General features: G+C 65.0%; 13 protein-coding genes. 9 read left to right on the forward strand and 4 right to left on the reverse strand.

Features of this window, described 5'->3' with window-relative positions; translation table 11 throughout:
* The first annotated feature begins 29 nt into the window (after positions 1-29).
* The 4 genes from QFZ57_RS05975 to QFZ57_RS05990 all read left to right on the forward strand — a co-directional run bounded on the left by QFZ57_RS05975 (position 30) and on the right by QFZ57_RS05990 (position 5,563).
* The gene (locus QFZ57_RS05975; RefSeq protein ID WP_306898726.1) at positions 30-1,073 is read left to right on the forward strand and encodes a FecCD family ABC transporter permease; all 1,044 of its coding nucleotides are present in this window, start codon (positions 30-32) and stop codon (positions 1,071-1,073) included.
* A gap of 1 nt (position 1,074) precedes the next feature.
* On the forward strand, positions 1,075-1,890 hold the full coding sequence (locus QFZ57_RS05980) for an ABC transporter ATP-binding protein (protein WP_306898728.1): 816 nt from the start codon (positions 1,075-1,077) through the stop codon (positions 1,888-1,890).
* Positions 1,887-2,927 (forward strand): siderophore-interacting protein, encoded by a 1,041-nt coding sequence (locus tag QFZ57_RS05985; RefSeq protein ID WP_306629515.1) that lies wholly within the window; start codon positions 1,887-1,889, stop codon positions 2,925-2,927. The genes QFZ57_RS05980 and QFZ57_RS05985 overlap by 4 nt, the downstream gene beginning before the upstream one ends.
* 398 nt (positions 2,928-3,325) lie before the next feature.
* A complete protein-coding gene (locus QFZ57_RS05990; RefSeq protein ID WP_306898731.1) occupies positions 3,326-5,563 on the forward strand; it encodes a CBM96 family carbohydrate-binding protein in 2,238 nt (745 codons plus the stop codon).
* 58 nt (positions 5,564-5,621) lie between these two features.
* On the opposite strand, the gene QFZ57_RS05995 is transcribed toward QFZ57_RS05990, so the two are convergent.
* Complete coding sequence (locus QFZ57_RS05995) at positions 5,622-5,927, reverse strand: YciI family protein (RefSeq protein ID WP_306898732.1); 306 nt, start codon at positions 5,925-5,927, stop codon at positions 5,622-5,624.
* Positions 5,928-5,987: 60 nt separating this feature from the next.
* On the opposite strand from QFZ57_RS05995, the gene QFZ57_RS06000 reads away from it, so the two are divergent.
* The 3 genes from QFZ57_RS06000 to QFZ57_RS06010 are packed head-to-tail and all read left to right on the forward strand — an operon-like array spanning position 5,988 to position 8,600.
* Positions 5,988-6,473, forward strand: a complete 486-nt coding sequence (locus QFZ57_RS06000; RefSeq protein WP_306629518.1) for a MarR family winged helix-turn-helix transcriptional regulator — start codon at positions 5,988-5,990, stop codon at positions 6,471-6,473.
* Between the two features lie 55 nt (positions 6,474-6,528).
* Entirely contained in the window at positions 6,529-7,791 is a 1,263-nt protein-coding gene (locus tag QFZ57_RS06005) for a glycosyltransferase 87 family protein (RefSeq protein ID WP_306898736.1), read from the forward strand.
* Between the two features lie 47 nt (positions 7,792-7,838).
* A complete protein-coding gene (locus QFZ57_RS06010) occupies positions 7,839-8,600 on the forward strand; it encodes an SGNH/GDSL hydrolase family protein (protein WP_306629522.1) in 762 nt (253 codons plus the stop codon).
* An 18-nt stretch (positions 8,601-8,618) separates the two neighbouring features.
* Here the strand turns inward: QFZ57_RS06010 and QFZ57_RS06015 are convergent, their stop codons facing one another.
* Genes QFZ57_RS06015 through QFZ57_RS06025 form a run of 3 tightly spaced genes read right to left on the reverse strand, consistent with a single transcriptional unit; the run spans position 8,619 to position 11,411 of the window.
* Positions 8,619-9,368 carry an FAD:protein FMN transferase gene (locus QFZ57_RS06015; protein ID WP_306632442.1) on the reverse strand — a complete coding sequence of 250 codons (750 nt, stop codon included), beginning with the start codon at positions 9,366-9,368 and terminating at the stop codon, positions 8,619-8,621.
* A 55-nt stretch (positions 9,369-9,423) separates the two neighbouring features.
* On the reverse strand, positions 9,424-9,942 hold the full coding sequence (locus QFZ57_RS06020) for an FMN-binding protein (RefSeq protein ID WP_306898739.1): 519 nt from the start codon (positions 9,940-9,942) through the stop codon (positions 9,424-9,426).
* The gene (locus QFZ57_RS06025; RefSeq protein WP_306898741.1) at positions 9,939-11,411 is read right to left on the reverse strand and encodes a ferredoxin reductase family protein; all 1,473 of its coding nucleotides are present in this window, start codon (positions 11,409-11,411) and stop codon (positions 9,939-9,941) included. Before QFZ57_RS06025 ends, QFZ57_RS06020 begins: the two co-directional genes overlap by 4 nt.
* Positions 11,412-11,728: 317 nt before the next feature.
* Between QFZ57_RS06025 and rpmB the strand changes: the two genes are divergently transcribed.
* A complete protein-coding gene (rpmB, locus tag QFZ57_RS06030) occupies positions 11,729-11,965 on the forward strand; it encodes a 50S ribosomal protein L28 (protein ID WP_013602738.1) in 237 nt (78 codons plus the stop codon).
* Positions 11,965-12,132 (forward strand): 50S ribosomal protein L33, encoded by a 168-nt coding sequence (rpmG, locus tag QFZ57_RS06035; RefSeq protein WP_013602737.1) that lies wholly within the window; start codon positions 11,965-11,967, stop codon positions 12,130-12,132. Before rpmB ends, rpmG begins: the two co-directional genes overlap by 1 nt.

A 12,132-nucleotide genomic window follows, 5' to 3' on the forward strand; every position in this document is an offset into this window, starting at 1 on the left:
GCAAAAGCCCCTCTAAAGAACCAAAAGTGATGGAGCATCGCGATGGGCGCCGTCGCCTGAACCGGACAGCTGTCCTGGCCGCCGGCGTCGTGGTCCTCTTCGCAGTCTCCGTCCTGCTCGGCAGCTACACAGTGACCATCCCCGACTTCTTCACCATCGTCACCAACCACCTGACCGGCGGCGCAAAGATCCCGGGCGCCAGCTTCATCGTGATGGAGAACAAGCTTCCGCGGGCACTCACCGGGACCATGATCGGGATTGCCTTCGGCCTTGCCGGCGCGCTGTTCCAGACCATGCTGCGCAACCCCCTGGCCAGCCCCGACGTCATCGGCATCAGCTCCGGGGCCAGCGCGGCGGCGGTGGTCGCGATCGTCATCTTTGGTGCCTCCGGTGCCGTGGTTTCGGGCGCTGCCCTGGGCGGCGCCCTGGCCGTGGCTGCCCTGATCTACGCCATCTCCACCGGCGGGGCTATCCGCGGAAGCGGACGGGGGAGCGCTGCCCGAAACCGGCTGGTCCTCGCCGGCGTCGGCATCGCTGCCGCCCTGCAGGCCGTGGTCAGCTTCCTGATGACCCGCGCCGACATCCGCACGGCCGCCGACGCCCTGGTCTGGCTAAACGGCTCCCTGAACTCAGCCAACTGGGACCGCACCGGCGTCCTGTTCCTGGCACTCCTGGTCCAGGTTCCCGCCGTCGTGCTCATCGCCGGGCCGCTGCGCATCCTGGAACTGGGCGACGACGCCGCGGCCGGACTGGGCGTCCGCGTCAACCCCGCACGCCTGGCCCTGGTGCTCATCGCGGTATCGCTGGCAGCGGTGGCGACGGCGGCTGCCGGGCCGGTCTCATTCGTTGCCTTCCTGGCCGGGCCCATCGCACGCCGCTTCACCGGCAAAGCCAGCCTGCCGGCGTCGGCCCTGGTGGGCGCCCTGATTGTCCTGGCGGCGGACTTCTTCGCCGCAAACCTGGCACCCCTGCTGCTGGACGGCACCGTCCTGCCGGTGGGCGTCGTCACCGGCGCGCTCGGCGCACCGTTCCTGCTGTGGCTCCTGGTCACGGCCAACCGAAAGGATGCCTGACGTGGCAGTTCTCCAAGCGCAGGGCCTGACGCTTAAATACGACCAACGCTGCGTGGTGGACGGGCTCAGCGTCCAGATTCCCGAAGGCAGGGTAACCATGATCGTGGGCGCGAACGCCTGCGGGAAATCCACCCTGCTCCGCGGCATGTCCCGGCTGCTCAAGCCCGCCGCCGGTGTCGTGACCCTGGACGGCAAAGACATCCATTCACGTCCGGCGCGCGAACTGGCCCGGACCCTTGGCCTGCTTCCCCAGCACCCAACCGCCCCGGACGGCATCACCGTCCGCGATCTGGTGGGCCGGGGGCGCTACCCGCACCAGGGCTTCTTCCGGAGCTGGAGCGAAAAAGACGACGCCGCGGTGCAGCGCGCGCTGGAAGCCACCGGGACGCTTGACCTGGCAGGGCGCGACGTGGACGAACTGTCCGGCGGCCAGCGGCAGCGGGTCTGGATCGCCATGGCACTCGCCCAGGAAACCGATGTCCTGCTGCTGGACGAACCCACCACCTACCTTGACCTGGCGCACCAGGTGGAGGTCCTGGACCTGGTGACGGACCTGAACCGCAAGCGCGGCACCACCGTGGCCATCGTCCTGCACGACCTCAACCTGGCCGCCCGTTACGCGGACCATGTCATCGCCATGAAGGGCGGCGCGGTGGTAGCGGTTGGTTCCCCGGCGGAAGTGGTGACCGAAACCCTGGTCCGCGAGGTCTTCGGCCTGGAATCCCGGGTCATCCCCGACCCCGTCTCCGGCACCCCGCTCATCATCCCTATTGGCCGCCACCACGCCCCCGCAAACGAACTGGAGCTCGTCTCATGAAGACCCGCGAGACCGCCGCCACGCAGCCCATGAGCCTGGCCTTCCAGGTCACCGTATCCGCCGTCCAGGAATTGAGCCCCAACTTCCGCAGGATCACGTTCGGCGGGTATGCGCTGCGGGACTTCGGTGTCCACGGGGACAGCCTGGACCTCCGGGTCAAGCTCCTCGTCCCCTCCCTTGCCGCGGATGGGACCGAGCTGCCGCCTCCCGTCTTCGAAACGAGCCAGGCCGGGTGGTACCGGACCTGGCTGGCCATGGACCCCGCCGTCCGCGGTTCAATGCGCACCTACACCGTCCGACAGGCCCGGCTGGATGCCGTGTACCCGGAAATCGATGTGGACTTCGTCATGCACTTCGATGACCGCGGCCATGGCGGGCCTGCCGCCAATTGGGCCCTGAATGCCAGGCCGGGCGATGCCATCACCATCATCGGACCCAACAACCGTGCCGCCCACTGCACCACCGCGGAGACCTACTCCGGCATCGAATGGCGGCCCGGGCTGGCGCAGCGCGTCCTGCTTGCAGGCGACGAAACCGCCGTTCCGGCCATCTCCGCCATCCTCGAAAGCCTCCCGCCCTACATGAGCGGGCACGCTTTCCTTGAGGTCCCCCAGGCCGGCGACTTCCTGGAGCTCAGCTCCCCGGCCGACGTCGAAATCACCTGGCTGGCCCGCGGCGCCGCCATCGGCCGCTCCCGGCCCCACGGCCAACTCCTGCAGGAGGCCGTGCGCAAAGCCGTTCCCGAGCCGGGCTGGGTGGGCATCAGAACGGACGACGGCGGCGCAGGACCCGAACCCGAGGACGTCAACGTGGACACGGACATCCTCTGGGAAACGCCCGCCCGACTGGAAACCGCGGACATCAGCGCCACCAAGAACCCTGGAATCCCTGCCGGCGCCATGCCCTTCTACGCCTGGATCGCCGGCGAGGCAGCCGTCATCAAGGACCTGCGGCGCTACCTGGTGCGCGACGTGGGGATGGACCGGAAACAGGTGGCCTTCATGGGTTACTGGCGGCAGGGCAAAGCCGAAGGTTAGCTTCGGCCTGTTGCTGGCTACGCCGGAACCGGCGGCTTGCCATCGCTTAGCGGTTGGACCCTTCCCAAACTTCGCAAGCTCAGTTCGGCGCCCTCGGGTCCGCCCTTCCTCCTTCCGCTGCGTTCCGGCCGCGGGCGGCCTTCACTGCGCTCCTGTCGGCGATGCGCTCCTACGCAAGCCCCCGGCTCCGGCTACAAGGGTTCGTCACCATTGCTTTACCTAGGCTTTCCCTGCAACGCCCCATCAGATTTCTGCAGGTCTTTCTTCGACATCCACTCCCTGTCGCTCCGCGCGTAACACACGTTTTCAAGAATCTCCAGGGTGGCAATTGCTATGTCACATGGCATGACAAGCCGTATGCTTCGGTTATTTCAACTGGAACATTAAGGTCTCATTCCATGAAAACTATCCTTCGGCCAGTTATTTCTGCCCTGACACTTTTAGTCATGCTCGTTTCGCTCGCGGTAGTGGGCAGCGTGGCCAACGCGGTTGGAGCGCTGACATTCGCACCGACCGCCGACAGCTATGTTCAGGCCGACCGGCCAACGGAGAACTTCGGGACCAGCGTCCGATGGTCCACGGAAGGCCGGACAAGCATCGCGCGGAACAGTCTGCTGCGGTTCAACGTCCAGGTCCCGGCCGGGGAGCACATCGTCTCGGCAAAGCTGCGGGCATACTCGGAGGCGGCGGCAACATCGACTGAGTTCGTGGACGTCTACACCACGGGCGGCGCATGGACCGAAACGGGCGTTACCTGGAACAACGCACCGGCGCGCGGGACCTGGTTGGGCAAGGCCGGCGGGTTCTCCACGGGTGCCTGGGTGGAATGGGACGTCACCAAGGGCGTCACCGCCACCGGCGGTGTGCAGAACTTCAGGCTGGAATCAGGCGCGCAGAAATGGCTGGGCTTCAAATCGAACCAGGCCTTGGATGCGGCGCTCCGCCCCAAGTTGGTGGTCACCACCGAGGCTGACGCGGTGGTGGTGAACCCGACCCCGACGCCAACGCCCACCCCTACCCCCACGCCCGCGCCTTCTGATCCGGGCGGTGTCCAGGCTGCTGCCACGCAGAACTGGGGTGCACCCGTCGCCGGGGACGAGTTCAACTACACCGGAGCCCCGGACGCAACCAAGTGGAGCGTGTACAACAGCGCAGGACACGCCGGCAAGGGCATCCGCAGCCCGCAGCAGGTAAAAGTGGACGGGTCCAAAATGGTCATGAACGGAACACCGGACGGGACCACCGCCGGCATGTCCGCGAAGTTCGCCCGCCAGAAGTACGGGCGGTGGGAGGTCCGCGCCGCCGGGTCGGGCGACAATGAGTACCACATGGTTTCGATCCTGTGGCCGGACAGCGGGAACTGGCCTTGTGACGGCGAAGTGGATTATGCGGAAACATCGGGCGACTGGAACGTCATCAAGTTCTTCCAGCACTTCTCCTGCAGCAACTCCCAGACCAGTGCCAGCAAGACGCTGGACGTTTCCCAGTTCCACAACTACGCAGTGGACTGGTCCCCCGCCGGGATGGTCGGTTACGTGGATGGCGTGAAGTGGTTCGAGGACAACGACCCGAGCCACCAGCCGCCAGGCAGCATGCACCAGACGCTGCAGCTGGATTGGTTCCCGGATTCCACTGCTGATGGTGCCGGTGAAATGCGCGTGGACTGGGTACGTGTTTACCCGGCAGCAGGGGCGACGAGCCCCAGCCCGACGCCTACCCCCACCTCGAGCCCGACCCCGACGCCTACCACTCCGCCGTCGGGTGATTCTTTCGAGTTCGCCGCCGTTGGCGACATGAACCCTTCAGGTAATACGTCGACGAGCTCGGCCTCCGGTAAGAACGCTGCCAGCATCATCGGGGGCCTCAACGATGGTTCGTTGGATAATTTCCTCGCCATCGGCGATTTCCAATACGACAAGGGGACCTGCTCGACGCTCGGGGCGTGGAACACGCTGTGGGGCGGGTTGAAGGCCAAGACGTACTGGACCACGGGCCCGAACCACGATCTGGAGCCGGGTGTGAATGATGACGTGGACCGGTTCATGGACGGCCAATGCGTGAACTCCACCAAGTCCGCTACCAGCACTACTCTGGGCCGGTTCCAGGATGCGATGGAGTGGTACTCGTTCGACAAGGGCAACTGGCATATTCTGGTGGCGCCCACGGCAACGTGGCGGTACAACGCGTCCCGCGCGCAGGCTATGACCGCGGAAATGGACGCCGACTTGAAGGCGGCAAAGACGGCGGGGAAGCATCTGGCCGCCGTCTACCATGACCCGTATTTCACGTCCACCACGTCCAGCCACACGCGCTTCACCCAGGCCAAGCCTTGGATCGACATGTTCTGGAACAACCGGGTGAAAGTGTTGCTGTCCGGCTCCCAGCACAACTATGAGCGGACCTGCCCGGTGAACAACGCGGACCAGTGCGTACCGGACGGCATGCAGCAGTTCCAGGTGTCCACCGGCGGTATCGGCCTCCGCTCCTTCACCAGCGATCCGGCCTACATCCAGCGGAAGTTCAGCGACACCTGGGGCCACCTGAGGATGAGTTTGAAAGCGGACGGCTCCTACACCTGGGAGTTCCGTCCGGTCCACGGAGGTATGCAAACGGATAGTGGGTCCCGGACACCATGATTGGAGGCGGTCCCGATGGCAGGGCGACGGGTTCGGGGCAATCCGCCGCCGGCTCCCCTTAGCTGGTTTGCGCGGGCGGGGTGTCCAGCAGGTTTTCAAACCCAGGCGCCACCCGGCCGGCATGGAACTCCAGCACCTCAAAGTCGGCGACCCCGTTGGTATAGAACGGGTCCTGCGCCAGGCTCGCGTCCAGGGTCTCCCGTTCGGCCTGCGAGAGCAGCAGCCCTCCGGTGCGGGGAATCTTCCGCCCGGCGGCAATGAACACGCCGTCGTCGAACGCCTTCTGCAGCCAGGCGATGTGGGCGTCGTTGTGGAAGTCGACGATCTCCTGGGGTACGCGGTAGGTGAGCGAGACAACATACATGGGGCAAGCCTACCGGTGCCGCACCAAGCTACTTGAAAGATCAATCGTAGAATGGGGACCATGACCGAACCCCGCTGGCTTTCCGCTGACGAACGCCGCGCCTGGCTGGCGCTGGTGAGCATCAATACGCTGCTGCCTGCGGCACTCGATACCAGGCTGCACACCGCCGGGAAGCTGTCCCTCTTCGACTACACGGTCCTGGCCATGCTGTCCGAAGCCGAGGACCGGTTCCTGCCCATGAGCGAGCTCGCCGCCCGCAGCAGCGCCTCACTCTCCCGCCTGTCCCATGTGGTGACCAAACTGCAGAAGCGCGGCTGGGTGGAGCGGCGTCCACACCCGCACGATGCTAGGGTGACCACCGCGCACCTCACCGAGGAAGGCATGGCCACCATCGTGGGGCTGGCCCCGGCCCATGTCGAGGACGTCCGCGACCTGTTCCTCGATGCCCTGACGGAAGAGGATGTGCTGGATCTGGCGCGGATCGGCGAAAAAGTGGTGGGCCGGCTGGACAAGGACCACTGGATCCTGCGCGAAACCCAGGGCTGACCCCAGGAACACCAATTTCGTATCTTTCAGATCCGCGCAATAGAAAGCTTTCCCCATGAACGCCAACCGGCATGAAACTATCAGGTTGTTTTCTAAAGGCGGGACTGTTTTGGGCGCCTTTGCTGCTGTCCACCTGCTTTTTCTCCTGCTTTTGATCCCTCGGATTGTTCGTGGCGGCGTGTACGGCGACGTCGACCTGTACCGCCAGTGGGCTTTCGCAGGACTCAATGAGGGCGTATGGCAAGGCGTTGATGTGCCGTGGGTCTATCCCATAGGCGCAATCTTCCCAATGGTGGCGGCCAGCATCTTTGGCAGTCATCTCTATATGCTGGGCTGGTTTCTCCTGTGTGCCGTGCTGAATCTTGGCGCACTTCTGGCATTGAAGAACAGCCGCACGCTGCGGTTTGGTTGGCAGGCAGCATATGCGTGGGTTTTGCTCATCGCAATCCTGGGCCCACTCGTCTTCTCCAGAGTTGACGGGATTTCTGCGCCCATCGTTGTCATAGGACTCGTTCTGGCTGCCGGGCGCCCCGCCATTGCCTCCGCTCTGTTGTCACTGGCCACATGGATCAAGGTCTGGCCGGCCGCAGTAATCCTTGCCCTGCTGCTCGCCACAAAAGCAAAACTTCGGGTCTTCCTGGCCGGGGCCGCCGTTTCCGCGTTCATGGTTGCAGGTGTGGTGGCCGGCGGCGGCGCAGGCAATCTGCTCGGCTTTATCAGGGCTCAGGGCGAGCGCGGAATGCAGCTCGAGGCACCCTTCACCACCCCGGGGTTGTGGCAGGCTGTCTTGGGCGCGGGTACGGTGGTGCACCCAAACTCCGAAATCGTGACCATGGAAATCCGAGGATCTCTGGCAGATTTTGTGGGCGCGCTCATGAATCCCCTTTTGTGTGTAAGCCTCGCCCTTATCAGCTTTTTGATTATGGCCGGAGTCAGGCGGGGCGCGGACCGACGCGAACTTACGATGGTGGGCGCCTTGGCACTTGTTTCGGCAATGATTGTCTTCAATAAGGTGGGGTCGCCCCAATTCATGATTTGGCTTGTGGCAGTGATCTGCGTAGGGGTTGCAGTCTATGGGCCGGGCTGGAACGTGCCATTGGCGGCTGTGGTTTCCATCGCGATCCTGACCACGCTCGTTTACCCGATTCTGTATGTGCAGCTTTTCGCCGGTCTCAACCCTGGGGTGGCGCTGTTGCTGACTGTACGCAACGCATTGGTGGTGCTGCTGCTCGGCTGGGCTCTGGTCAAACTGTCCCGTCTCGCCCGGGCGGACACCAAGACAAGCACTGGCACCGCAAGCTTTGCCGCAGTCCGGTAGACCCTGGCCGATTGGTTGCTTCCGGTAACGGATGGCAAACTAGCCGCATGGATTTCACTTCCCGGTTTGTGGCACTCGGCGACTCTTTCACCGAAGGCGTTGGTGACGACGACCCCACGCGCCCCAACGGCGTCCGCGGCTGGGCGGACCGCGTGGCCGAGCAGCTCTGCGGCGCTGACCCGGACTTCGGCTACGCCAACCTGGCCATCCGCGGCAGGAAGCTCCGCCAGATCCTGGCTGAGCAGGTGGACGCCGCCGTCGAACTTAATCCCACTTTGGTGAGCATCTACGCCGGTGCCAATGACATCCTTCGCCCGCGTGTGGACATCGACGACCTGCTCGTGGAGTACAACGACGCCGTCGGGAAACTGGCTGCCACCGGTGCCACGGTGGTGATGTTCACCGGTTTCGACGCCCGGGGCTCCAAGGTTTTTGGCACCATGCGCGGCCGCACCGCCATCTACAACGAGCTGGTCCGCGGGATCGCGGGGGACCACGGCGCCCTGCTGGTGGATTACTGGCGCTTCAGCGAATACTACGACTGGGGCATGTGGGGCCACGACCGGATGCATATGTCCGCCGCCGGCCACGCCAATATGGCCAAGCGGGTGCTGGAGGTCCTCAAGTACGATCACTCCATCGACATCCCGCCCATGACGCCGGTCCCCGAACTCAGCCGTGCCGACGCCCTCCGCGCCAACGCCCAGTGGTTCCGCGAGTATGCCGCCCCGTGGGTGGCCCGCCGCGTCACCGGCAAATCGTCCGGGGACAATCTGCAGCCCAAGTATCCCCGGCTCACACGCCTGTAGTCGCCCGCCGGCACCGGCTCAGGCGGGCTGGAAGGCCGGAGTCGCCAGCATGGAACCGTCTGCCCTGATGGCCAGGACGGCAGCATCCCAGTTGTCGGCAGCGCGGTCCAGCATGGGCGTTCCGCCGGCAACAATCGCCGTGGCCAGGACATCAGCCGTGACAATGTCCGCGGCAGCCACGGTGACCTGGACAAATTCGCTGCCGCTTCCCACCCGCCAGATGTGCTCGCCGCGTTCGGCCGAGCCTGAGGTGGCGATCGCCGTGTGCCGGCTGTTGCCGCCCAGCGCATATCCGGTGATCAGGGTGCGGCGGTCCGCAGGATCCACGATGCCGGCCTTCCACGGCTCCGCAGTGCCGGGGCACGGGGAGCCGCTGACCAGGACGTCGCCCCCGGCGTTGAGGCACCAGTCGTGCCGCCCCAGGGCAAGGAGCGAGGTTCCGGCCTCACGGATCGCGTGACCCTTGATGATCCCGGAAAGGTCCAGCACGCCGTCGGGCCGTTCGGGGGTGAAGGCGCCCTCCGTGCGCAGCCGCCATTCATGCGCCTCGGCATAGCGCTCGCGCATCGGCGGCGAGGCGCCCGGCAGGGCCAGTTCGCCGCGGGCCAGCCTTCCCGCTTCCGAGTCCCGGCGGTAAAGGCTGAATTTTTCGTCCAGGTCCCGGAAAAGGCGTTCGACGACGGCGGTGGCGGCAACGAGCTCATCGAACCCTGGCTGCCCTTCCGCAGGGGAGCCGACGGGCAGCGTCAGTCCGATCACAGTGCCCATGCACTCAAAGGTGCGGGCCTTCAGAATGGAGCTGCCGGTTGCCACCGGCCGGGTGCTAGAGGTTGGCTGCATCAATGGCTGCCTGGAGCGAGGTCAGGTAGGCGTCGCTGGTAATGGTGGCGCCGCTGACGGTTTGGACATCCGCCGACTGCGCCGCGAGGACCTTGCTGCGGAGCAGGGGCGCCGCGCGGTTGCTGATCCGGATCGACTTGCCGTCGGTGTTGGTCAACTGGAGGGCCGTAACATCCGTGATCTTTCCGTTGGCCACCGTGATCTGGACCTGCACGGGACCGAACCGGGTCTGCACGGTGGTTCCCTTATAGGTGCCGGAGGCAGAGGAACCCGAAGAGCTGGTTGAGCCGGAAGAACTCGAGGAACCCGAAGAACTCGAGGTGCCGGAGGACCCGGTGGAACCGGTCCCGGACGAGCCCGTACCCGTCGAGCCCGTGGTGCCTGTCGCCGTCGTACTTGCTGCGAGGGTGCTGATGCCGCCTGCCTGCGTGCCTGCCTGCCAGCCCGCCAGGAGGATCCCGGCGGAGGCCAAGGACGCTGCGATTGCTCCGCGTATTTTCACCAGTCAAACCTTTCGTGATGGATCTGTTCCTCGCGGACGCCGGTCTTCCCGGCATCCGCTAGGACGTTGGCCGCCCACGCCGCCGGACCGCAGACGTACACGTCCGCATCCGCGATGTCCGGCACGTAGGAGGTGAGGCTGTAACCGTTCCGCACGGCGTCCTCCGGAAGCCAGCTGGACTGGCCATGGGCCCGCGGCCCGGTCAGGTGGAAGAGCCGGGCCCCACGTGCCTGGCAGAGAGCGAGGATTTCGCTGCTGAGGTACAGCTCCTGGTCTGTGTGGCCGCGGAGCAGGACCGTTGCCTCGCCGGGAGCGAACGGCGTGGTCTCCAGCAGTGCGCGGAGGGGAGTGATGCCGATGCCCGCACCGATCATCACCACTTTGTTCCTGGTCCGGGCGGCGGTGCTCAGCAGCCCGTATGGACCTTCCAGCGCCACCTTGGTGCCTTTCCGCAGCCGGAGGAGCTGGGCCGAACCGTTGCCAAGGTTCCTTACGGTGACCCGCAACGTCCCCTGGCCCTCCGGGCCATTGAAGACAGGCTCGGCGGACAGGCTGAACGGGTGGGGGTGCCACCACATTCCCGGCGCCAGGAAGCGCCAGATGAAGAAGCGTCCGCCCGTTCCCGCCAACTGGTTGAGCTTCCGGCCCCTCATGACGATGTTCACTACGCCCGGCGCCACGGCATCCACCCTGGCCACGGTCAACTGGTGCCGTGCCGTGGCCAGCACCGGCTCCAGGACGCGGAAGTACACCAGGGCCGTGCCGGTGTAGATGCAGATGGCAAGCCAGTACCAGCGCTGCCAGCTGCCGGCCGCGAAGAGGCCGCCCACGCTGAACTGGTGGGGCAGCGACGTTGCCACGGCGGCATATGTCAGGAGATGGACCACGTACCAGAACTCATAGGGGAAACGCCGGCGGACAGCCACCAGGGATGTCACGACGACGGCGATGAACAGCGCGATGGAGACGAACGCCAGCCACATGTCGGGCACCTGGACCCAGAGGTTGATGGACTCGCTGATGGGGTCCAATCCTTCTGCCATGCCGTACCCAATGGCGATCAGGACGCCGTGGGCCAGAAGCAGGTAAAGGGAGGACTTGCCCAGCTTGCCGTGGAACTCCAGGGCGCGGTCATGGCCAATGGTGCGGTCAATAAAAGGGATCCTTGCGGCCAGGAGCAGCATGAGCAGGACCAGGTCCATGCCCGCCAGCCCGGCCACGATGCCACCTGCGGTAAAGAGTGAGGCGGGCGACCCGACGTTGGTGGCCCCGCCGTCGGCCAGCCACAAGGAAATTGCGGCGGCAACGGAGGCCCAGGCAATGACCGTCAGGAGGTCGGTCCGCAGCATGCGCTGCCGGTACTGGCGGGCGAACCAGCCGCGGGCGGGTCTCTGTGTTGATGGTGATGAAAGCTCCGGGCGGCCGGAGCTGCTTGCGGCCGGTGCTGCCGGCAGGAGCTGCGTCTTCATGCATCCAAGATGCGCTTCCAAGCTATGACCCGGCTGTGAATAGGGCCAATCTGCAGCTGTGACCTTTCCCCGGCCCTTATACACCCGTTCGCGCCGGATTGGTCTTTAATTGCGCCACCTCGTAGACTTGGTAGGCGCTAAGTGCGCGGAGCGTGCGCAATTGCTCCGGTTGCCCGGTAGTTTCTCCAGGGCGGCCGGTAGTTAGGGGCTCAAGTTGCGTGACTAACCGTTGCCCTTCTTCACTTTTGGGTCGCCCTTAGCAGCATGATCCAGCAGCAGATATGCGGATCATTACTTTCAATTCTTGAGGAGAAGTCATGGCAGCACACTGCCAAGTGACCGGGGCCGAGCCGGGCTTTGGGCACAGCATTTCGCACTCGCACCGCCGCAACAAGCGTCGGTTCGATCCGAACATTCAGAAGAAGCGCTACTGGGTTCCGTCCCTGCGCCGTAACGTCACGCTGCAGGTTTCTGCACGTGGCATCAAGACCATCGACGTACGCGGCATCGACGTAGTCGTCGCCCAGATCCTGGCTCGTGGGGTGAAGCTCTAGTGGCTAAGGACAAGGACGTACGTCCGATCATCAAGCTCAAGTCGACCGCGGGCACGGGTTACACCTACGTAACCCGCAAGAACCGTCGTAACGATCCGGACCGCATGGTCCTGAAGAAGTACGACCCCAAGATCCGCCAGCACGTCGAATTCCGAGAGGAGCGCTAA

The organism is Arthrobacter sp. B1I2 (assembly GCF_030816485.1).
In the GTDB taxonomy this organism is placed as follows: Bacteria; Actinomycetota; Actinomycetes; order Actinomycetales; family Micrococcaceae; genus Arthrobacter.